Source organism: Flavivirga spongiicola (genome assembly GCF_030540825.1).
Classification (GTDB): domain Bacteria; phylum Bacteroidota; class Bacteroidia; order Flavobacteriales; family Flavobacteriaceae; genus Flavivirga; species Flavivirga spongiicola.
On record NZ_JAUOEO010000002.1, the window covers coordinates 593,149 to 615,598 of the forward strand.

A 22,450-nucleotide genomic window follows, 5' to 3' on the forward strand; every position below is an offset into this window, starting at 1 on the left:
ATATATAAAAGTTTAATAATTGAAGAGCTTACTTTACATAGGAAACCAATTCAATAATAAAGGCAATCAGTCTTCTATAGATATATTAGGACTTTTGTTTAGAGGCGAAGGATATAAAGTATTTTCTGCATCTAAAAAAAAGAACATCGTTTTAAGACTATGTCACATGCTTTGGACTTGTTTCAAATATAAAAGAAAAGTAGACGTAGTGTTAATAGATACTTACAGTACATTAAATTTTTATTATGCATTTTTTGTAAGCCAATTGTGTAGATTGCTCAAACTGAGATATATCCCTATCCTACATGGTGGAAACTTACCAGAACGTTTAAAAAAGTCTCCTGGACTATCTAAAGCAATATTTAATCATGCTTATAAGAATGTAGCTCCATCAGAATATATGAAGTCAAATTTTGAAGATTTAGGATATCTCAATATCGTTTGTATTCCTAATTCAATAACGCTTAATAATTATACATTTCAAGAAAGGCCTTTTGATAAAGTAAAACTATTGTGGGTGCGTTCACTTTCAAAAATATATAACCCGATATTAGCAATTAAGGTTTTAAAAGCCTTAAAAGATCTTAATATGAATGCAGAACTTTGTATGGTTGGTCCAGATAGTGATGGAAGTATGCAAAAGGTAATAGATTATGCGAAGGAGTTAAAAGTAGAAGTCACTTTTACAGGGAAATTATCAAAAGAAGAATGGATAGAAAAATCTAAAGACTATAATATTTTTATTAATACCACTAATTTTGATAATATGCCTGTTAGTGTTATTGAAGCTATGGCCTTAGGGTTGCCAATTATTTCTACTAATGTCGGTGGCATGCCTTTTTTAATAGAAGATGGTCATACAGGTATTTTAGTAGAGCCGGATTCGGTAAAGGCATTTATTAAAGCCATTAAGAAGTTATTAAATTCACCAAAAGAATCGAGCATCATGGCTTTAAATGCCAGAAAGACAGCAGAACAATTGGATTGGAATGTTGTTAAAAACCAATGGTTTCAAGTCTTGTAAATAATTTTAGCTTAATTAAATATACTTGTTATCTTTATGGTCTTCCAATTGAATCGATAAGATGTCTAACCGCAGTATCCATTTTAATATTTCAGAACGTAAAGTTTTGCTGCGTATTTTCGATATTATTTCAATATTGATTGTGCTATACTTTGTTAGTAATACATTTGATTTTGATTATTTCACCATAGCAAAAGAAAATTGGACATGGATTTTTGTTCTTGTTTTATATGTTTCAGTATTTGGGACTATATTTGAACTTTATGATTTACAGAAATCCAGTAAAATAGAAAAAACCTTTGCTAGTATAGTTTTTACGGCCTCAATTACTGTTCTATTTTATCTCTTAACACCGTTTCTTACACCTATTTTACCAGATAACCGACTTCAAATATTATACTTTTATTTTGCGATATTTATAGCCTTATTTCTATGGAGATTTGTATATGCAACTTTTATTGTTTCTCCCAGATTTTATAAAAAAGTATTAATTATAGGTGAAACCTCAAATATTGAAACTATTGTTGAGGCCTTTAATAATTCAGATCCTAATTATAAAATAAAAGGCTTTGTTAATTGTGAATTAAATAGTCTTGAATCTATTAAGTTTAATGCGGTTACTGAGTATAAACCAAATCAAATACGTCAAGTAATTAAGGATGAAAATATATCAGAGATTGTTATAGCAAGTTATAATTCAGAATCCATTACTTCAGAAATTTATTATTCACTTATTTCACTTTTAGAAGAAGGATTTTCAATAAAAGAATATACACAGGTATATGAAGAGATGGCGCAACGCATACCTGTGCAATTTGTAGGGAAAGATTTTTATAAGTATTTTCCATTTAGTAGAAGTAACCAAAATAAATTGTATTTATTTTTTCACCGATTTTTTGATATTCTTATTTCTATAATTGGAATTTTTATAGGTATCCTATTATTACCATTTATTTTTCTAGGGAATGTTATCGCAAATCGTGGACCTCTTTTTTATTCTCAAGATAGGATAGGGAAAAATGGAAAGCCCTTTAAAATTTTGAAGTATAGAACTATGATTAAAAATGCTGAAAAAACTGGAGCAGTTTGGGCTAAAAAAGGAGATTTAAGAGTCACACTTTTTGGTAGATTTTTACGGCATTCCAGATTAGATGAGATACCTCAATTTATTAATATATTAAAGGGAGAAATGAGTTTGATTGGTCCTAGACCAGAACGCCCGTTTTTTGTTAAAGAATTATCGCAAATGTTACCGTTTTACGAAACGCGCCATATCATTAAACCAGGTCTTACAGGTTGGGCACAGGTTAAAACCAGATATGGTTCCTCTGTTGATGATAGTTTGCTAAAACTACAATACGATTTATATTATATCAAGCACAAAAGCTTTTTTTTAGATATAAATATTTTGGTTAAAACCATAAGCACTATGATTTTCTTTAGAGGGCAATAATTCAGTATTCAGTTTCCTGTCACAGTATTCAGTATTAATTCTAAGAAAAGAAGACCATTAACTGTAAAATCTAATCAAATAAATATATCTAATAAATAGTGCTATTAAAAATGGGATTAATCCAATAGCAAATACTTGTACCCCAATAATCCAGTGTAATGTTAATAGGCATAATAGAATTATTAAAAATTTCAAATATTTAATAAACCAAATGCTTACTCTTTTTCTAAATAGTTGCTGAATAATAAAAACATTAAGAGCACATGCCCAAAGTAAATTATAATTTTGATGTGTTCCTTTATGGTCGGTTGCAAACCAAAGCAGTAGCAGGAACATTCCTATAATTCCTGTGATACTGAAAAGAGTTGTGTCCAGCCAAACACTCTGTTTGTTTTTTTTGAAATCTCGATAAGTTATAAAAAGGATTATACCACTCACAATACCTAAAATAAAAAGTGGACTTGTAAAAAAGGTATTAGGTTTTGGTGTATCCTTTTGAGAATATAAAACTCGACTTTCTTTAACTAAAGATTTATTACTATTCTTTATTGTTGCATTATCAAAGAATCTGTATATGTTTTCGGGTAAAAACATATGCTCTTCAGTAGTTGCTTTTTTATCTATTACTGAACCCAAAGCTACGTCTATGCCAAAACTTCCCCAAGAATTTCTATTGAGATTATTTTGAATTAAAGTTCTAAAAGTAGCTTCTTTATAATCTTTAGGATTGTTGAAAATAATGAAGTTATTAAGACTAACGTTAGCAACGTCTTTAATTTTTGTAGCACAATTGTCAAAGAAAAAATCGTATAAATAGCCTCTATTTTTTGGCTTATAATTATTTATTAAAAAGTCATAAAGCTTTTGTTTTTCTTCTTGTGAAAGATTTAGGTCTTGTTCTTTTATTGTTCTGTTATAATAACTATAAGCTTGATAAAACCTTTGAAATTTATCTTTACTGATTAAATAATTTAGTTTTCCTTGTGCAAATTTTAAGTAAAAATTTGGTGTGTCAAAATCATATTCACCGTATCCATAAACTAAATCTAGACCATTTACTCTGTCGGTAATTCTAAAAGCACTATGCCCAAAAGAGTCATTTAAAGAAGAACCAGGGCCAATAGTTAATACACTAATGCTTGCTTCTGGTGATAATGTGTTTTTTTGAGCTGTACTTGTAATAATTGCAGCAAATAAAAAAAGAAGTAAAAAGAGTAATGTTTTATTCATCTAAACAAATATTGAAATGGTTTAAACTACCCAGTCAAGCTGAGCACATGTTTTTTGGTTGAAGCGAAAAATAGTAATAACCACTTCATTATCTAAAAATACTAAAATCGAGTTTTAAAGAAAATACATTTGAATATAAAGCAACACTTTGGTCTCCAATATCGGTAAAAGCGTAATCTATTTGAACACCATTGTATTTAAAACCAACACCAAAACTAGGCTGAAAACTTAATTGTTCAGTATTGTCAAATTGTTTTTCATTTTGAAAATTCCCCATACCAGCACGTAAATATACCATATCTATATACCCAAATTCAAAGCCTAAAGCTGGATTTATACTAGCAAACGATGATGAAAAAATATCATTGTTTTCTTCAAAGCGAACATTTAAATTTACAGCTGTTAATAATGTGTAATCAAAATTAAAATCGATTAGCTTAGAAATTCCAATTTGTAATTTTGGAATGGTAATCTCAGTAGTCTCTGGTAATTCTTGATTTTGGCCAGCTACAGCATTTTGAATTTTAGCAAATTCATTTTTATCTATTGCCCAAGCATTAAAAGTGGTGGTAATATCACGAGCCATCAGACCAAATTTCCAGTTATTATCAGTTTCAAACTGTACGCCTAGATCTAAACCAAAACCCCAGGAGGAAGCGAAATCACCAATAACCCGTCGTATTACTTTGGCATTTACGCCATAATTTAATCCTTGTACAGGAAGCGCTCTTGCATACGAAAATGTCATCCCATAGTCTGCAGTAGAAAACAAACTGATTCTATCGTAATTAATATTACCCTGTTCGTCAATAAGTTGTGTGGTGTTTAAAATGTCATCAACAGCAAAACGAATTAATGATATACCTATAGCGCTTTGCTTGTCTAAAGGCATAGCAAAAGCAGCATAGTCGTAGTTAGCAATATTAGCGAAGTAGCTAGAGTGCATTAAAGCCAATTGATTGTCCTCTATTTTTAATAAACCAGCAGGGTTCCAATAACCAGAATTGACATCAGCAGAATGAGATGTTACTGCGCTACTCATACCTAAAGCAGCAGCGTCCACACCAATATTCATAAACTCGTTAGAATATTTCCTAACCGTTTGACTAAATATTGATACAGAAATTGTATAAAACAAAACAGTTATGTAAGTTTTCAACCGCAATTTTTTTACAAAGATGCACATAATACCAATTTAATCATAAAAATATCAGATTTAAACGAGTTCAGTTTTCATTTTATTTGTTTGCTCATAATCTCCATAACTTGGTTTATGTAAATTAATTATAGTAAATCAAAATAGAAAATAGTAAGGCTTCTATTTTCATTTCATAGTTATACAGGCATAATTTATTAATCTATTAAACTTGAAATTATAATAGATATTGTTTAATACTTGTTTTGCACAATAATTGTTTGTTATTTTTACAAAACAATTTTTTAAGGCAATAAGATATTTATATATGAAACAACATGTTCCTAATGCGCTAACGCTTTTAAACTTATTAAGTGGAAGTATTGCAGTTATTTTTGCTATTGATAATCATTTTATTGCTGCTTCTTTGTTTGTTTTCTTAGGTATATTTTTTGATTTTTTTGATGGTTTTGCAGCTAGGAAACTAAATGTTCAAAGTGAGTTAGGTTTACAGTTAGATTCACTAGCAGATATGGTAACCAGCGGATTAGTACCAGGAATTATTATGTATAAATTGTTGTTACTAACAACTAATACATCAGAGAAGGTATATAATAATTGGTCTTCAAATACAGATTGGTTAGATTTTAATTTACCAATATTTCCTCTTTTAGGATTATTTGTAACGCTAGCTTCTGCTTACCGTTTAGCAAATTTTAATTTAGATACCGAACAACAAAGCTATTTTAAAGGTCTTCCAACTCCGGCAAATACCTTATTGATAGTGTCGTTACCATTAATAATGGAATTTCAAAATAATGATTTTATTAATGCTATTATTCTTAACAAATGGTTTTTAATTGGGTTGACATTTTTAAGTTGTTACCTGCTAAATTCTAACATAAAGCTATTTGCTTTAAAGTTTAAGAATTGGAACTTTAAAACAAATGCAACACGGTATATTTTTATAATGCTTTGTATCGTACTATTAGTTGTATTACAGTTTGCAGCGATACCTGTTATTATTTTACTTTACATAACGATGTCTCTTATTGACAATTTAACTTCCAAATAATTAAGAATGGCATCAGGATTTTTTGCACTACTAGATGATATAGCGGCTTTAATGGACGACGTTGTAGTTATGAGTAAGATTACTACAAAGAAAACAGCAGGTATTTTGGGTGACGATTTAGCGGTAAATGCTGAAAAAGCAACAGGGTTTGTTTCTTCTAGGGAGTTGCCTGTTTTATGGGCTATTACTAAAGGTTCTGCGCTTAATAAATTAATTATTTTGCCAATTGCTTTTTTATTAAGTGCTTTTGCACCGTGGGCTATTACTTTATCATTGGTATTAGGTGGTGTTTATCTGGCTTTTGAAGGCGCAGAAAAAATATATGAATTTTTTGTACCCCATGAGCATACTAAAGTGACCATTGAGAATACAGACCTGTCAAAGGAAGACCAGTTAATTCTCGAAAAAAAGAAAATAAAATCAGCCATTTTTACTGATTTTATTTTATCTGTTGAAATCGTAATTATTGCTTTGGGTACGGTTTTAGGAAAACCTATTTTGTTTCAAGTATTGGTTGTGACAATTGTAGCTTTAATAGCAACTATAGGTGTTTATGGAATCGTTGCTCTTATTGTTAGAATGGACGATTTGGGATACAGGCTTGTTAGTTTTAGTGGTAAAGAAAAAAGTATTTCAAAGTTCATTGGAAATTTTTTAATTAGAGCACTTCCAGTGGTTATTAAAAGTTTATCTGTAATTGGCACCATTGCCCTGATTTTGGTAGCAGGAGGTATATTTGTTCATAATATTGAATTTTTCCATCATTTCTTGGATATATTGCCTTCTTTTATAAAAGATTTTATAGTTGGCTTGTTGGTGGGCCTTCTAGCCCTTTTAGCTGTTAAGTTATTTAAAGCAGTTAAAAAGAAGTTGTTAAAGAAATAGTGGCACGAAGTAAACAAATAAAGCTGAGGTGTTTAATTCTTTTCTTCTGAATCTTTATTTTTAGGGTTGCGTTTAGCCTTTTTCAAGCTTTCATTTAACATCCATTCAATTTGACCATTAGTGCTGCGGAATTCATCCGCAGCCCATTTTTCAATAGCTTTTAGCATGTCTTCATTAATTCGCAACGCGAAAGCTTTCTTTTTTGCCATTTTATTTTTTACGTAAATATTTAGCTATAACGTTATCTGCTTCAAATCTCTTTTGGGTGCCTATTAATATTTTTTTATGGTTGCTAAGAGTTACTTGAATGCCTATATTCCCTTTTACGTTTACATTTATAGCCATTCTATTCTTTTTCTTCCAAAGTAGAAGTCCGCCTTTTAGAACCCAACCACCATATTCAGATAAGGCATCATATTTTCTTGTTTCTGCTAGTTTTATATTTTTCCAAAATATGGTTTTCATCTTAAAATGAAAAGGAAAAAATTGATAATGTATACCTGTTTTATCAATTTTAGTTTTTAATTTAAAAATAAATATCAATCCTACTGATATTAAAATTAAGTTAGCAATACTAATGCATTCGAGTAAACCCATATTATTTTCTTGTAAAAAAAACTTGGTAATTAATAATAAAAGAAAAATAGTAGAGATGCATAGTAATATGATTAACCGCTTTTGTGTAAACCGTTGTTCTTCTTTAAAAACCCTCATTTTATTGATTTAAAGTACCAGTATTTAAAACAGGAGAAGCATCTTTATCACCACAAAGTATAACCATAAGGTTGCTAACCATAGCGGCTTTCCGTTCTTCATCTAAATCCACAATATTTTTCTTTCCTAATTCTTCAAGAGCCATTTCAACCATACTTACAGCGCCTTCTACAATTTTATGTCTTGCAGCAACTATGGCTGTTGCTTGTTGACGTTTTAACATCGCATTTGCAATTTCTTGGGCATAAGCTAAATAACCAATTCTTGCTTCTAATACCTCGATACCTGCAATGGATAGACGCTCATGTATTTCTTTTTCTAAAGCTTCACTGACTTCATTTACACTAGACCGTAATGTAATATCTTCGGCATGTCCTTCATCTGCAAAATTATCATATGGGTACATGCTTGCCAGTTTACGAACAGCGGCATCTGTTTGCACACGAACAAAGTTTTCATAATTATCTACGTCAAAAGCAGCTTTGTAAGTGTCTTGAACACGCCAAACTAAAATCGTACTAATCATAATTGGGTTACCAAGTTTGTCATTTACTTTTAAACGCTCACTATCAAAGTTCCTAGCTCGTAACGAAACTTTCTTTTTAGAGTAAAATGGATTTGCCCAATAAAAACCATTTCTATTAATAGTACCTACATATTTTCCGAAAAGCAATAATACTCTCGAGTTATTTGGCTGTACCATTATAAAACCTGGAGCAATAAAAATGGCAACAATTATAGATATAATAAAAATACCTTTTTCGGTTGCAATAAGAGCAGCTATGCCTCCAATAAGCATAATAAAAAAAATAAATAGTATGAGATATCCGTTTGCAGGTGTAATGATTTTTTCTTCTTTCATGATTTATAATTAAATTTAAAATGATATTATTTTGATATCATAAAGATATAATTCATTTTTTGATATTCAAAGTGTTTTTAATATTATTTTATACAGAATTGTTTTAGATTCATACTATTATGATTCAAAAACGTGAGTAAAATAATTGGATAAAGTAAAAAAGAAGAAAAGGAAAAAGCTTGTAAAAATTGCTTTACAAGGAAAGGCTTACCTTATAGATTGGACTTGTCTACTTGAATAAAAATACAGAAGTGATTTAATATTTATAATACTCAAGTGGATTCCTGCTAAATTTTATCTTGAGCAGATACGAAAGACAGGAATGACAAACAATACAGTAAAAGTGAAAAATAATCAAATGGCACTTAGTGCCTAATCTCGGATTTTCTTTTTACGAAGCTCAAAGTTTTGACCTAAGTATACCTTACGTACCATCTCATCATTAGCGAGCTCTTCAGGTTTTCCAGCTTTAAGTATACTACCTTCAAACATTAAATATGTTCTATCAGTAATAGCAAGTGTTTCCTGTACGTTATGATCGGTAATTAAAATACCAATATTTTTTTTGGTAAGCTGAGCAACAATACGTTGTATGTCTTCAACAGCTACGGGGTCTACACCTGCAAAAGGTTCATCTAATAAAATAAAACTGGGGTCGGTAGCCAAAGCGCGGGCAATCTCTGTACGACGGCGTTCACCTCCCGATAATAAATCGCCTCTACTTTTACGAATATGCCCTAAACCAAACTCTTCAATAAGCGATTCCATTTTATCATGTTGTTCCTTCTTACTAAGCTTTGTAAGTTGTAGAACGCTTAGAATATTATCTTCAATACTTAATTTTCTAAAAACAGAAGCCTCTTGTGCTAAATAGCCAATACCATTCTGAGCTCGTTTATACATGGGGTATTTTGTGATTTCGGTGTTATCTATAAAAATATGACCGCCATTGGGCTTTATTAAGCCAACAATCATGTAAAAAGATGTGGTTTTCCCAGCACCATTTGGTCCCAAAAGACCAACAATTTCACCTTGATTAACTTCAAGAGAAACATCTTTAACCACTTTTCGCCCGCTATAGGACTTCATTAAATTTTCGGCTTTTAAAATCATAAGTTATATACTGAACGCTAAAAATAGTAAAATCATATACACTATTATAGCGGATGTTCGAATTTTATCTTGTTTGTTGTCTTTGTTTTAATATCAAGTAGCGTAGCGGTAAAATTCACTTATTTTTGAGCTTCCAAGGCGTCCCAAAATTCGTAGGCACGACGCAAATGTGGAATAACAATAGTGCCACCAACTAATGTTGCTATGCTTAATGCTTCAACAACTTCTTCCTTTTTTAAACCAATTTTATGGCTAGTTTCCATGTGATATTTTATGCAATCGTCACAGCGTAAAACTGCAGAGGCTACTAAGCCTAAAAGTTCTTTAGTTTTAACATCTAAAGCACCTTCTGCATAGGCGTTGGTATCTAAATTAAAGATGCGTTTTATTACTTTGTTATTATCTGCTAAAATTTTATCGTTCATTTTTGAACGATACGCATTAAATTCGTTAACAATATCAGGCATGTTGTTTTTCTTTTCTTTTTTGGTTTCTAATAACAATTTTAGAAATATAAATACTCACTTGGTATAAAATTATAATTGGAATAGCTACAATGATTTGACTGGCAATATCTGGAGGTGTAATAATTGCAGATAAAATTAATACAATTACCAGGGCATATTTCCTGTATTTTCTCAATATTTCGGGAGTTACCAAACCTATTTTAGTTAAAAAATAGATAATAATAGGTAGCTCAAAAATTAAACCTGAAGCTAATACAGATGAGCGTACTAAGGCTATGTAAGAACCAATATCTATTTGGTTGTCTACTGTCTCTGAAATGCTATAATTTGCTAAAAAATTAAGTGATAATGGCGTTACAATATAATAGCCAAATAATACCCCTATAAAGAATAGGAGTGATGAAATGATGATGAATCCACGGGAGTGCTTACGTTCATTGCTGTGTAGGCCAGGACTAATAAACTTCCATAATTGATAAATAACATAAGGAAAAGAAATGACAAACCCTGCTAAAATGGCTGTCCAAATATCTGCTGAAAATTGCCCAGCCATAGTACGATTTTGTATTATCATTGGCATTTCTTCAGCACAAAAGGTTGTATTAACACCTATAAAATTTGCCGCATTACAAAGAAAATGATAAGTTGGAAAATTCATTTCTTTAGGTGCAAAAATTATGGCATCGAACATAAAACGGCTAAAAATAAAAGCTAAAGTAGCTACTATTATAACAGCTGAACAGATTCTAATTAAATGCCATCTTAAATCTTCAAGATGATCTAAAAAAGACATCTCATTTATACTTTTCTTTGCCATTATATAATACCTTCTTTTATTAAATCGTGCAAATGAATCACACCAGCATAGTTACCATCTTCTTCAACCAACAATTGAGAAATGCCATTTGTTTCCATAACATCTAAAGCTTCAACAGCCATGGCTTCAGCATTAATACGCTTAGGATTAGCACTCATAATATCATTTGCAGTTAGTGATGAAAAATCATCCACTTTACTTAACATTCTACGTAAATCACCGTCAGTAATAATACCTGTAATTTTATCATTTTCTACAACGGCAGTAACACCTAGCATTTTTTCGGTAATCTCAATTATAATCTCTTTTATGTTTGTTGTCGGAATTACTTTAGGTTTTTCGTTTACTGATGAAATATCTTGAACCCGTAAATATAATTTTTTTCCTAAGGCGCCTCCTGGGTGATATTTCGCGAAATCATTACTGGAAAAACCACGTAATTCCAATAAGCAAACAGCTAAAGCATCACCAATAACTAACTGTGCTGTTGTACTCGTAGTTGGTGCTAAATTATTTGGACAAGCTTCTTTTTCAACAAATGCGTTTAGAATATAGTCAGCTTGTTGTCCTAAAAACGAGTCTTTATTTCCCGTTATAGCAATCATTTTATTGTTAGCACTTTTTATTAGTGGGACTAAAACTTTAATTTCTGGAGTATTCCCACTTTTAGAAATACAAATAACAACATCATCTTTAAGAATAAGTCCTAAATCACCATGAATAGCATCGGCAGCATGCATAAAAATAGAAGGAGTCCCGGTAGAATTTAATGTGGCTACAATTTTATTAGCGATAATGGCGCTTTTACCAATTCCGGTAATAATGACACGGCCTTTAGAATTGTAAATAAGTTGAACTGCATCGGCAAAATCATCGGTTATTAAGCTGGCTAAATTTGAAATGGCTTGACTTTCCATTTCAATAGTTAGTTTTGCAGTTTGTGTAATAGAATTTTTACTATTCAAAATTTATATTTTTTTAGTTGATGCTTTTTAAAGATTTTATTATCTTTAATGGTAATCAAATTAAATTTTGTTGTACTTTGGATTTTCGTTACAAAACTAACGAAAAAAAAATGAGGGGATCTCTAAATGCACTATTAAATTAATAAGTAAAGTTTTAATATTTTAGTGTGTGATAATAAGTAAATAAATTTTTATACAGTTCATGTTATTAGCCAAAAGTGACTTGCACTCTGCTCTTAAAAAATATTTTGGATTTAATCAATTCAAGGGCTTGCAAGAAGATGTTGTAGAAAGTGTTTTATCAAGAAATCATACATTTGTAATTATGCCAACTGGTGGCGGAAAATCACTGTGTTATCAGTTGCCAGCATTAATGCAAGATGGTACTGCTATTGTGGTATCCCCATTAATAGCTTTAATGAAAAATCAAGTAGATGCCATCAGGGGCATTTCTAATGAAGAGGGAGTTGCACATGTATTAAATTCGTCATTAAATAAAACAGAAGTAAAACGTGTTAAAGAAGATATAGTAAATGGTATTACAAAGTTACTATATGTTGCACCGGAATCTTTAACCAAAGAAGAAAATGTCGAGTTTTTACGTTCTGTGAAAGTTTCTTTCATGGCTATTGACGAGGCACACTGTATTAGTGAATGGGGGCATGATTTTAGACCAGAGTACAGGAATTTGCGTCATATTATTGGTAGAATAGGAGATGGTATACCTATTATTGGTTTAACTGCGACTGCGACACCAAAAGTTCAGGAAGACATTATAAAGAATTTAGGTATTAATAATGCAAAAACCTTTAAAGCTTCTTTTAATAGACCCAATTTATATTATGAGATTAGACCGAAAACAAAGGATGTAGATGCCGATATTATTCGATTTATAAAACAAAATGAAAATAAATCTGGTATTGTTTATTGTTTAAGTAGGAAACGAGTTGAAGAACTTGCTCAAGTATTACAAGTAAATGGTATTAAAGCAGTACCATATCATGCAGGATTAGATGCTAAATCAAGATCTAGTTATCAAGATAAATTCCTAATGGAAGATGTAGATGTAGTTGTGGCTACTATTGCTTTTGGTATGGGAATAGATAAACCAGATGTACGTTTTGTAATTCATCATGACATCCCAAAAAGTATAGAAAGTTATTATCAAGAAACTGGTAGAGCAGGGCGTGATGGTGGTGAAGGGCATTGTTTAGCGTATTATGCTTATAAAGATATTGAAAAATTAGAAAAATTCATGTCAGGTAAGCCCGTAGCAGAGCAAGAAATTGGACAAGCATTGTTACAAGAGGTCATTGCATTTGCTGAAACATCTATCTCCAGAAGAAAATTTATTTTACATTATTTTGGTGAAGAATTTGATAATGAGACCGGTGAAGGTGGTGATATGGATGACAATGTTAGGCACCCAAAAAAGAGACATGAGGCAAAAGAAGATGTTGTATTGCTATTAGAAACTATAGATAAAACCAACGAAAAATATAAATCTAAAGATTTAGTAAATGTTATTGTTGGTAAAGAGAATGCTTTGATTAATTCTCATAAAACCAATGAACAGCCATTTTTTGGGAAGGGTAAGAGTAAAGACAACAAACATTGGATGGCGTTATTAAGGCAAGTATTAGTTGCAGGCTTTCTTAGAAAGGACATAGAAACTTACGGTGTTATTAAGTTAAGTGAATCTGGCAAATCTTTTATAAAAAAACCTTTGTCGTTTATGATGACTGAAGATCATATTTTTGAAGGAGAGCAGGAGGATGGTACTATTATTACGGCAGTTAAAGGAGGTGGTGCAGTAGCAGATGAATTATTGATGGGCATGCTTAAAGATTTGCGTAAAAAGAATGCAAAAAAGATAGGCGTACCGCCGTTTGTTATTTTTCAAGACCCTTCGCTTGAGGATATGGCTTTAAAATACCCAGTTAATTTAACAGAATTATCAAATGTTCATGGTGTTGGAGAAGGGAAATCTAAAAAATATGGTAAAGACTTTGTAGAATTAATTTCTAACTATGTTGAAGAAAATGATATTGTTCGTCCAGACGATATGGTTGTAAAGTCTACTGGGACTAATTCAGCAAATAAGTTGTATATCATTCAAAACATTGATAGAAAATTACCTTTAGATGATATTGCATCGTCAAAAGGGATGTCTATGGAAGACTTCATTAAAGAAATGGAAGTTATTGTCTATTCTGGTACTAAATTGAATATCAATTATTGGATTGATGATATTTTAGATGAAGATCAGCAAGAAGAAATTCATGACTATTTTATGGAGTCAGAATCTGATAATATTGATGATGCTATCGAAGAATTTGATGGCGATTATGACGATGAAGAGCTGCGCTTATATCGCATTAAGTTTATTAGCGAAGTGGCTAATTAGTTTTTTATTGTTTTAAAATCGATGGTATGCTTTTTTGCAATTAATTGTAACGACTTAATGTGAACTTTATTAAATTTTTCAACATCTTCTTTTTCAATTTGAAAATCTATTCTAGTTATAAACCTATTTGATACATTAGAATAATCAGACTCAAATTCATCCATGTCAGATTTTAAATCCAAACTAAAGTTTTTACCTTCAATACTAAGTTTAGCACCTTTCATGGTTTTAATTTTAAAAGAGCCAACAGTTATAGTAATTACATAGTAGTAACCACCAAGTTCTTTTGTGCTAGCATATAGTACGTTTTTTTCAGATATCGCAAACGCTTCATCTTTAATAGAATTAATAATATCTTCGGTATAATTATCTACATGTGTACGCTCCGTGGCTCGAATGTTTCCAAAAGCAGCTAAAAGTTTATCTAAAGAAAATCTCATGTTTAAAGTTTTGACAAATCTAGATATAATTTAACTTTGAGCAAATACTTCTTGCTTCTACCTTCTTACTTATAACTTAGTTTCCTATCTTTGCACTTTCTTAAAAATTAGAACAATGCAAGACGGTTTATACGCAAAATTTAATACAACAAAAGGAGAGATCCTTGTCGCTTTAGAATATCAAAAAACGCCGGGAACAGTAGGTAACTTTGTGGCTTTAGCAGAAGGAAACCTTGAAAATAAGGTAAAGCCTCAAGGGACTCCTTATTATGATGGTTTAAAATTTCATAGAGTCATTCCGGATTTCATGATTCAAGGAGGCTGTCCACAAGGATCAGGTTCTGGAAATCCAGGATATCAATTTGATGATGAGTTTCACCCAGATTTAAAACATGATACTCCAGGGGTTTTATCAATGGCAAATGCAGGACCAGGAACCAATGGAAGTCAGTTTTTTATCACTCATGTCGAAACACCATGGTTGGATAATAATCATACAGTTTTTGGTAAAGTAACAGAAGGTCAAGATATTGTTAATGCTATAGCTCAAGGTGATTCTATTGATAGTTTAGAAATTATACGTGTAGGCAGTGATGCAGAAGCTTACAATGCTATTGAATCTTTTAGAACTTTTGAAGGATCTAGAGAAAAAAGATTAGCAGAAGCAAAACAAGCGGCTGAAGGAGAATTGGATAAAATTGCGGCTGGTTTTAATAAAACAGAGAGTGGTTTACGTTATCAAATAATTCAGGAAGGAAGTGGGGTAAATGCAGAAACAGGTAAAACAGTGTCAGTTCATTATAAAGGACAATTAGCAGATGGAACTGTCTTCGATTCTTCATATAAACGTAATCAACCAATTGATTTTCCACTAGGTGTTGGTCAAGTTATTGCTGGTTGGGATGAAGGTGTTGGTTTACTAAAAGTAGGCGATAAAGCACGTTTTGTAATACCAAGTCATTTAGGATACGGAAGTAGAGGTGCTGGAGGAGTTATACCACCAGATGCTACTCTTATTTTTGATGTAGAGTTGATGGATGTAAAATAAGCAGAGATTAAATTTTGGTTAACCAAAATTTAATGAACCACTTACCTTGAGCGTAGTCGAAGGGTCTTAATATAATAAAGAAAAACACCTAATTGTAGGTGTTTTTTTATACAATAATTTGATTTTAATCCTTGTAATTATTGATTTCATCTTATGGAGTATATATTTACTTTGTTTATCGATTATTTTCATTTTTAAGTTTTTATAAGGATATTTTTGTGTCATGATTAGCGTTAAGGACACAAGTTTATATTCAGAGGTTATCAAGGAGTTTAACCATTCTTTTGGTAGTATGTTTGTATTTCAAGGATACATGATTGTAGAAATCAATGAAGGTATTGTTGTTAACTGGGAAGACCACGTAAAAGTGTTTTCTAACGATATAAAAAAATTTGTAGGAACTAAAGGAAAGGATCTTATTCTTATTTCTAATAGGATTAACTCTTATTCTGTTATTGCTTCAGATTGGTTAAAATTTTTTAAAAACAACTATAATTTAAAAGCTTACCTTATAGTTTCAAATGAAAAAACGGCGAATTTGGGTGTCATGACTGAAAATTTATTTTTTAATAAAAAAATAAAAAAATTCAATTCATTGTATACAGCCGTCAATTATGTAAAAAGCGGTTTAATTGAAGTTAAATAACATTTTATACATTTGCTTATATGACAGAGCAACAAATAGAAAAGCTTAAATACCCGATAGGACGGTTTGAATGTCCAACGAATTTATCTAAAGAAGATATTGAAAGTTGGATTTCCATATTAGAACATTTTCCAACCCGTTTAGAAAACCTTGTTAAAAACTTAACAGACGAGCAATTAGATACGGTATATAGACCTGGAGGCTGGACCATAAGGCAGGTAGTGCACCATGTGTCTGATAGCCATCATCATAGTTACACTAGGTTCAAATGGGCATTAACAGAAGATAAACCGCTTATAAAAGCTTATTTTGAAGATCGTTGGGCAGAACTTGTAGATTCTAAAACGGCTCCGATAGATATGTCAATAAATCATATAAAAGCAATACATTTTAAACTTGTTTATTTGTTGAAAATGTTATCTCAAGATGATTTGAATATTTGTTTTATTCACCCTGAAACAAATTCAGAGGTATTATTAAGCTATAATATTGGAAATTATGCATGGCATAGTAATCATCATTATGCTCATATAGAAAATTTGTTAAAAAGAAAAGGTTGGATTTAGATAGGCAATTATGAAACATCCGTAACTAAAAGTTCGATACCCAAGGACTATGATTATATGGATGCTACACCGGCCGGCCGGTGTGACAAATAAAAAACAATAGATACAAACACATGAAATTAATAATATTCATTTTTTTTATTAGTATAAATATAGCATGGACCCAGACTTCATATAAAGAGTATTATGATGACGGTACAATAAAAATGGAGAGTAGTAAAAAGGATGGTAAATTATATGGGAATACTAAGTATTATTTTCCTTCGGGAAAACTTCAACGAATCGTTTATTATTCTGAAGGGAAAATGAATGGGATAGGAAAGGAGTATTATGAGAGTGGACAATTAGCTGCATTAGTTAATACTAAAGACGATCAATACCATGGCGCTGCTAAAACGTATTCAAATGAAGGGAAGATATTGACTACAGGTGAATATCATAATAATTTACGAGTAGGTGAGCATAAAGCTTTCTACCAAAATGGTATTTTAAAAAGTATTGGGCATTATGATGAAAATGGTAAACTAAGTGGGGCGCTTAAAGATTATTATGAGAATTCTAAACCTAAATTAGAAGCTAATTTTATAAACGGAAACCTGACAGGGGAAAGAAAGGAATATTTTGAGAATGGACAGTTAAAAGATGTGACTATATATAAAAATGGCAAAGGCAATGGAAGCTACCATTCATATTTTGAAAATGGGAAATTAAATACAAAAGCACATTTTGTAGATGGTAAATTGAATGGTGAATTTATATCTTATAATAAGGAAGGTATTATTAGTGCCGAAAAAGAATTTGCTCTTGGTAAAAAGACTGGTTCACACATAGAATATTATAAAAATGGACAAATAGCAGTAAAATCTTTTTATAAAGAAGATTATCTAGAAGGCGATTATTTTTATTATTATAGCACAGGAGAAATATGGGTGAAAGCAGAAATGAGCTATGGCCGTATCATTATTAAGACCGTTTATTTTAAAAATGGAAGTGTAATATCTGAAGAAAAAAAGAATAAAGATTCTGGTGATTATGATTATAAGAAATATCATGCAAATGGTGAATTGCATTCTGTAGGTGTTAAAGCAAGCTGGCCTCAAGACGCTAAAACAGGTGAATGGATGTATTATCATACTAATGGAAAATTATATAAAACAGAATTATATAGTGATTATGGAGGGCTTATGGATATAATTAACTGTTTTGATGGAGAAGGTAATCCATTAAACAAAGGTTCTATAGTTAACGGGAATGGTAGTTTGAACCATTATGATATAAAAGGAACTCTTTTAAAAACTGAAAACTATAAAGACGGAAGCGTTGAAAAATGATTAGATCTTTAAACTTAAGTGATGTAGAAGAACTTTTAGATATTTATAATTATTATGTATTAAATTCTATAGTTACTTTTGATGATGAAGTCTTGTCTTTAGACACTTTTAAAGATAAAATTATACGTATAAATACAGATTATCCATTCATTGTTTTTGAAGAGAATAATGAAATTCTGGGGTATGCATATGGAAGTAAATGGCGTCCAAAACCTGCATATAAACACACTGTAGAATCTACAGTATATGTGAAACATGGTGCATTAGGAAAACAAATTGGCACTAAATTATATACAGAACTATTATTCGAATTAAAAAAACAAAATTATCATGTTGTTATAGGAGGCTTGACTTTACCAAATGATGCCAGTGTTAAACTTCATGAAAAATTTGGATTTAAGCAAGTAGCACATTTTAAAGAGGTAGGGTTGAAATTTGGTAAGTGGCTTGATGTTGGTTTTTGGCAGTTAGACTTTTAATTATTACTTCCATTTAATATTGCAGCCAATACTAGGTTTTTGTGGAGTAATATTATCCTTATTTTCAATTAAACAATCTAAAGCATGTCTTAAATCTTTTCCAGTAACGGGTATGCCATTTCCTGGACGAGAGTCATCCAGTTGCCCTCTATATGTTAGTTTTAAATTGGCATCAAAAACATAAAAGTCAGGAGTGCATGCTGCATCATAAGCCTTTGCTACTTCTTGTGTTTCATCATATAAATAAGGAAATGAGTACGCTTCATTTTTTGCATGAATAGTCATGTTTTCAGGACTGTCTTGAGGGTAGTTAATAATATCATTGCTAGAAATGGCAATAAAACTCATACCTTTTTTTGTATATGAATTTGCAATTGAAGCTATTTCCTGGTTTACATGAATAACAAATGGACAATGATTGCATATAAACATGATCACAGTAGCTTGATTTCCTTTTAATTGATCAAGTGATACATTATTTCCAGAGACAGTATCAAATAAATTAAATGATGGTGCTTGCGTTTCTAAAGGGAGCATATTGGATGGAGTTCTGGCCATAAGAATTTAAGTTTTATCAAAGTTCGTTATTTAATGCCAAATAAACCTTAAAATAACTGCTGAAATTAGATTAGTTCACTACCTGTTATTTTTAAAGTATGAGTTTATGAATTTTCTATTTTATATTTCAATATAAAATAGAACTATAACTTAAATACTGCCTAGGTTTTCTATTTTATCTGAAGAAAGTCTTATTTAAATTTGCTATCAGTCATTTTAAAATTCATTCGGTAATTTGTATTTTTAAAAAATGAATGATGCAATAACTTTTGAAGACTTTACTAAGGTCGATTTACGAGTAGGAACCATTATTGATGTTAGTGATTTTCCTGAAGCGAGAAACCCAGCCTATCAGCTTACTATAGATTTTGGAGATTTAGGAATTAAAAAATCATCTGCACAAATCACAACACTTTATAAAAAAGAGGATTTACAACAAAAACAAATAGTGGCGGTTGTAAATTTTCCTAAAAAGCAAATTGCTAAATTTATGAGCGAGTGTTTGGTGTTAGGAGCGGTAAATGGTAAAGATGTGATACTTCTAAATCCAGAAAATAAAGTGAAAAATGGAACACCAGTAGCTTAATGTTTATTTAAAGACTATATAATTTGAAAACCAGGCTATAAGAGCGAGCTTTGATTTTAAATATTTTGATAAAATTAAACACAAAAAAACCGCTACAATTATTGTAGCGGTTTTTTACATAAACAGTAGTTTAATTATATATCATCAAAATCTACATCAGTAAAACTTTCGGTAGATTTGTGTGTATTATCATTTGTCGATGATTCTTCTTTGTTTTCAACTTCATAGCTCTTTTTAAAGTCTTTTTGATGACGTTCGCTAATAACTTCGTCACCTTTCTTTTCTATGATATAGTCAGTCATTTCAGCTAATATATCCTTGAACTCAGAAAAGTCTTCTTTATAAATATATATTTTGTGCTTTTTGTAATGAAACGACCCATCATCGTTTGTAAACTTTTTACTTTCAGTAATAGTCAAGTAATAATCATCAGCCTTGGTAGCTCTTACGTCAAAGAAATAGGTACGTCTTCCAGCTCTTAATACCTTCGAAAAAATCTCTTCTCTCTCCATCATATCATTATTGTTCATAGTGTACAGAAATTTATTAAATTATCGTTATTTATTATCAAAAATCTAAAAAAAACCGATACTAACCAACAAATTATGAAGTTTCTTTTTGAAATGTTATTTTTTATTGTATAAAATGAAAAAAACAATTTAGGTTACTTCGTTGGAGTTTAGTAAGTTTAAGATTTGTTTGAGGCTGTTTCGCTCAATTGCTTTAAGTACAAATCCTTGTAGTATCCATCTATGTCTATGAGCATTTCATGTGTACCTTCTTGTACAATTTCACCATCATCTAATACAATAATTTTATCAGCATTTTTAGCAGAAGAAACTCTATGACTTACAATAATTGTTGTTTTTCCTTTTGAAATTTTATTAAGGTTTTTCAATATTTTTTCTTCAGTCTCAGTATCAACAGCAGAAAGACAATCATCAAAGAGTAATATTTTAGGTGATTTTATAATAGCTCTTGCAATGGATACACGTTGCTTTTGTCCACCTGAAAGCGTGATACCACGCTCACCTAATACAGTATCGTAACCATTATTAAATTTAGCTATGTTTTTGTGCACTTGAGCATTTTTTGCTGCTTCAATAACATCATCATCAGTAGCATCTTCTTTTCCAAACTTAATATTGTTCTTTATACTATCAGAGAATAAGAAAGCATCCTGAGGCACATAGCCTATATTGTCTCTTAAACTATTTAAATTAAGTTTATCAATTTTTGTTTCATTAATAATAATGGTACCTTCATTTATATCATAAAGCCTACCAATCAAATCTAAAATTGTAGATTTTCCAGATCCTGTTTTACCTATAATAGCCAATGTGTCCCCCGATTTTATATTAAAACTAATGTTTTTCAACGCCTGAATATTTGTGTCATCATAAGTAAAAGAAACATTATTAAAATCAATATCTCCAGTGATTTCTGTATTTGTATTTATGGTGTTTTTAATTTCCGGTTCAATTTTTAAAAATTCATTAATTCGCTTTTGTGATGCTTCGGCCTGCTGTACAATAGAAGTTACCCAGCCTACCGTTGCTACAGGCCACGTAAGCATGTTTACATAAATAATAAATTCTGCAATGGTTCCTAAGCTTTCAATTTCACCATTAATATATTGCATGCCCCCAATATAAATTACCAGTAAATTACTTGTACCGATAAGCAAAATCATCATGGGAAAAAACCAGGCCTGTACTTTTGCTAAACTTATTTGTTTTTCTTTACTTTCTGATGCAAGTGATTTAAAATTTGTTGCCGTTTGTGGCTCAATACCATATGCTTTAATTACAGAAATACCACTAAAAGATTCTTGGGAAAATGTAGAAAGTTTAGATAAATACTCTTGGACGATAGTACTACGTTTGTGTATTTCTTTACTTAATTTATATATAATAACAGAAAGAATTGGTAATGGTAAAATGGTGTATAGTGTTAATTTGGGAGATGCATTAATCATATAAATAATAACAACAACAAATAAAGCAAAAGTGTTAATACTGTACATGATGGCTGGCCCTGCATACATACGTACCCTGCCTACATCCTCAGTGATACGGTTCATTAAATCCCCTGTTCTATTTTTTTTATAAAAATTTAAAGAGAGTTTTTGGTATTGGTCGTAAATTTCATTTTTTAAATCAAACTCGATATAGCGTGAAACATTAATAATAGTTTGGCGCATAAAAAAGGTAAGTATACCGCCTATTATGGCCGCTCCAATAATATAAAGAATAGACTCTAACAATTCTGCTTTAAAAACGGCTTGGGAGATCTTCCCTTCTAAAGCTTTTTCTACTATTATAAAAATTTGTTTGACATAGCGCGGCGTAAAGAGTAGAAAAATTCTAGCAACAACAGTAATGACCATACCTATTAAAAGGTGTGTTTTATATTTTAAGAAGTATTTATTTAAATGTTGTAATTCTTTCATTAACCTTGTAGTAATGGGAGAGCAAATATAATGTATTAATGATAATAAAAAGGGTGTATTAGTAACATGTAATTGTTAAATATAATTTAAAATATTATTCTAATAATTAAAACAAAATATGGAGTTACTTCTCAAAATAGTGTTATTTTTGCAACGAAAAAACAGTGAAACACTTTCATATTTTTTAATTTAAGTTC

General features: G+C 30.7%; 24 protein-coding genes. 11 read left to right on the top strand and 13 right to left on the bottom strand.

Annotation, left to right across the window (positions count from 1 at the left end; genetic code table 11):
- Positions 1-19 precede the first annotated feature (19 nt).
- Together Q4Q47_RS22460 and Q4Q47_RS22465 are read left to right on the top strand one after the other, a co-directional pair.
- A complete protein-coding gene (locus Q4Q47_RS22460) occupies positions 20-1,024 on the top strand; it encodes a glycosyltransferase family 4 protein (protein ID WP_303308972.1) in 1,005 nt (334 codons plus the stop codon).
- Positions 1,025-1,085: 61 nt separating this feature from the next.
- Positions 1,086-2,477, top strand: coding sequence for an exopolysaccharide biosynthesis polyprenyl glycosylphosphotransferase (locus Q4Q47_RS22465; protein WP_303308973.1), 1,392 nt, complete (start codon positions 1,086-1,088; stop codon positions 2,475-2,477).
- Positions 2,478-2,534: 57 nt separating this feature from the next.
- Here the strand turns inward: Q4Q47_RS22465 and Q4Q47_RS22470 are convergent, their stop codons facing one another.
- Both Q4Q47_RS22470 and Q4Q47_RS22475 read right to left on the bottom strand, forming a co-directional pair.
- The gene (locus tag Q4Q47_RS22470) at positions 2,535-3,707 is read right to left on the bottom strand and encodes a lipoprotein N-acyltransferase Lnb domain-containing protein (protein ID WP_303308974.1); all 1,173 of its coding nucleotides are present in this window, start codon (positions 3,705-3,707) and stop codon (positions 2,535-2,537) included.
- 88 nt (positions 3,708-3,795) lie between these two features.
- A complete protein-coding gene (locus tag Q4Q47_RS22475; protein ID WP_331497782.1) occupies positions 3,796-4,866 on the bottom strand; it encodes a putative type IX sorting system protein PorV2 in 1,071 nt (356 codons plus the stop codon).
- Positions 4,867-5,170: 304 nt separating this feature from the next.
- Here Q4Q47_RS22475 and Q4Q47_RS22480 point away from each other — a divergent pair, with 304 nt between their 5' ends.
- Entirely contained in the window at positions 5,171-5,917 is a 747-nt protein-coding gene (locus Q4Q47_RS22480; RefSeq protein ID WP_303308975.1) for a CDP-alcohol phosphatidyltransferase family protein, read from the top strand.
- A 6-nt stretch (positions 5,918-5,923) separates the two neighbouring features.
- Positions 5,924-6,802 (top strand): DUF808 domain-containing protein, encoded by an 879-nt coding sequence (locus Q4Q47_RS22485; RefSeq protein WP_303308976.1) that lies wholly within the window; start codon positions 5,924-5,926, stop codon positions 6,800-6,802.
- Between the two features lie 32 nt (positions 6,803-6,834).
- Here the strand turns inward: Q4Q47_RS22485 and Q4Q47_RS22490 are convergent, their stop codons facing one another.
- The 7 genes from Q4Q47_RS22490 to Q4Q47_RS22520 all read right to left on the bottom strand — a co-directional run bounded on the left by Q4Q47_RS22490 (position 6,835) and on the right by Q4Q47_RS22520 (position 11,692).
- Positions 6,835-7,011 (bottom strand): Arc family DNA-binding protein, encoded by a 177-nt coding sequence (locus Q4Q47_RS22490; RefSeq protein ID WP_303278228.1) that lies wholly within the window; start codon positions 7,009-7,011, stop codon positions 6,835-6,837.
- 1 nt (position 7,012) lies between these two features.
- Positions 7,013-7,267 carry a hypothetical protein gene (locus tag Q4Q47_RS22495; RefSeq protein ID WP_303308977.1) on the bottom strand — a complete coding sequence of 85 codons (255 nt, stop codon included), beginning with the start codon at positions 7,265-7,267 and terminating at the stop codon, positions 7,013-7,015.
- Between the two features lie 250 nt (positions 7,268-7,517).
- Complete coding sequence (locus Q4Q47_RS22500; protein ID WP_303308978.1) at positions 7,518-8,378, bottom strand: SPFH domain-containing protein; 861 nt, start codon at positions 8,376-8,378, stop codon at positions 7,518-7,520.
- A 372-nt stretch (positions 8,379-8,750) separates the two neighbouring features.
- Positions 8,751-9,491, bottom strand: coding sequence for an LPS export ABC transporter ATP-binding protein (gene lptB, locus Q4Q47_RS22505; RefSeq protein ID WP_303308979.1), 741 nt, complete (start codon positions 9,489-9,491; stop codon positions 8,751-8,753).
- Between the two features lie 119 nt (positions 9,492-9,610).
- The gene (locus Q4Q47_RS22510; RefSeq protein ID WP_303308980.1) at positions 9,611-9,958 is read right to left on the bottom strand and encodes a carboxymuconolactone decarboxylase family protein; all 348 of its coding nucleotides are present in this window, start codon (positions 9,956-9,958) and stop codon (positions 9,611-9,613) included.
- A complete protein-coding gene (gene tatC, locus Q4Q47_RS22515; protein ID WP_303308981.1) occupies positions 9,951-10,775 on the bottom strand; it encodes a twin-arginine translocase subunit TatC in 825 nt (274 codons plus the stop codon). Before tatC ends, Q4Q47_RS22510 begins: the two co-directional genes overlap by 8 nt.
- Positions 10,775-11,692 carry a KpsF/GutQ family sugar-phosphate isomerase gene (locus Q4Q47_RS22520; protein WP_408612162.1) on the bottom strand — a complete coding sequence of 306 codons (918 nt, stop codon included), beginning with the start codon at positions 11,690-11,692 and terminating at the stop codon, positions 10,775-10,777. The genes tatC and Q4Q47_RS22520 overlap by 1 nt, the downstream gene beginning before the upstream one ends.
- 250 nt (positions 11,693-11,942) lie before the next feature.
- On the opposite strand from Q4Q47_RS22520, the gene Q4Q47_RS22525 reads away from it, so the two are divergent.
- Positions 11,943-14,147, top strand: a complete 2,205-nt coding sequence (locus Q4Q47_RS22525) for an ATP-dependent DNA helicase RecQ (RefSeq protein WP_303308983.1) — start codon at positions 11,943-11,945, stop codon at positions 14,145-14,147.
- Here the strand turns inward: Q4Q47_RS22525 and Q4Q47_RS22530 are convergent.
- Positions 14,144-14,587 (bottom strand): hypothetical protein, encoded by a 444-nt coding sequence (locus Q4Q47_RS22530; RefSeq protein WP_303308984.1) that lies wholly within the window; start codon positions 14,585-14,587, stop codon positions 14,144-14,146. The two genes, Q4Q47_RS22525 and Q4Q47_RS22530, sit on opposite strands and share 4 nt — an antisense overlap.
- A gap of 115 nt (positions 14,588-14,702) precedes the next feature.
- Here Q4Q47_RS22530 and Q4Q47_RS22535 point away from each other — a divergent pair, with 115 nt between their 5' ends.
- The 5 genes from Q4Q47_RS22535 to Q4Q47_RS22555 all read left to right on the top strand — a co-directional run bounded on the left by Q4Q47_RS22535 (position 14,703) and on the right by Q4Q47_RS22555 (position 18,657).
- On the top strand, positions 14,703-15,635 hold the full coding sequence (locus tag Q4Q47_RS22535) for a peptidylprolyl isomerase (protein ID WP_303308985.1): 933 nt from the start codon (positions 14,703-14,705) through the stop codon (positions 15,633-15,635).
- 223 nt (positions 15,636-15,858) lie between these two features.
- Positions 15,859-16,281, top strand: a complete 423-nt coding sequence (locus Q4Q47_RS22540) for a hypothetical protein (protein ID WP_303308986.1) — start codon at positions 15,859-15,861, stop codon at positions 16,279-16,281.
- 20 nt (positions 16,282-16,301) lie between these two features.
- Positions 16,302-16,847, top strand: coding sequence for a YfiT family bacillithiol transferase (locus Q4Q47_RS22545; protein WP_303308987.1), 546 nt, complete (start codon positions 16,302-16,304; stop codon positions 16,845-16,847).
- A gap of 113 nt (positions 16,848-16,960) precedes the next feature.
- Positions 16,961-18,178 carry a toxin-antitoxin system YwqK family antitoxin gene (locus Q4Q47_RS22550; protein WP_303308988.1) on the top strand — a complete coding sequence of 406 codons (1,218 nt, stop codon included), beginning with the start codon at positions 16,961-16,963 and terminating at the stop codon, positions 18,176-18,178.
- A complete protein-coding gene (locus Q4Q47_RS22555; protein ID WP_303308989.1) occupies positions 18,175-18,657 on the top strand; it encodes a GNAT family N-acetyltransferase in 483 nt (160 codons plus the stop codon). The genes Q4Q47_RS22550 and Q4Q47_RS22555 overlap by 4 nt, the downstream gene beginning before the upstream one ends.
- 3 nt (positions 18,658-18,660) lie before the next feature.
- Here Q4Q47_RS22555 and Q4Q47_RS22560 read toward each other — a convergent pair whose 3' ends face one another.
- Positions 18,661-19,215 carry a thioredoxin family protein gene (locus tag Q4Q47_RS22560; protein ID WP_303308990.1) on the bottom strand — a complete coding sequence of 185 codons (555 nt, stop codon included), beginning with the start codon at positions 19,213-19,215 and terminating at the stop codon, positions 18,661-18,663.
- A 250-nt stretch (positions 19,216-19,465) separates the two neighbouring features.
- On the opposite strand from Q4Q47_RS22560, the gene Q4Q47_RS22565 reads away from it, so the two are divergent.
- Positions 19,466-19,801, top strand: a complete 336-nt coding sequence (locus Q4Q47_RS22565; protein ID WP_303308991.1) for a tRNA-binding protein — start codon at positions 19,466-19,468, stop codon at positions 19,799-19,801.
- 134 nt (positions 19,802-19,935) lie between these two features.
- On the opposite strand, the gene Q4Q47_RS22570 is transcribed toward Q4Q47_RS22565, so the two are convergent.
- Complete coding sequence (locus Q4Q47_RS22570) at positions 19,936-20,331, bottom strand: PUR family DNA/RNA-binding protein (RefSeq protein ID WP_303308992.1); 396 nt, start codon at positions 20,329-20,331, stop codon at positions 19,936-19,938.
- A gap of 158 nt (positions 20,332-20,489) precedes the next feature.
- On the bottom strand, positions 20,490-22,253 hold the full coding sequence (locus tag Q4Q47_RS22575) for an ABC transporter ATP-binding protein (RefSeq protein ID WP_303308993.1): 1,764 nt from the start codon (positions 22,251-22,253) through the stop codon (positions 20,490-20,492).
- Between the last annotated feature and the right edge of the window lie 197 nt (positions 22,254-22,450).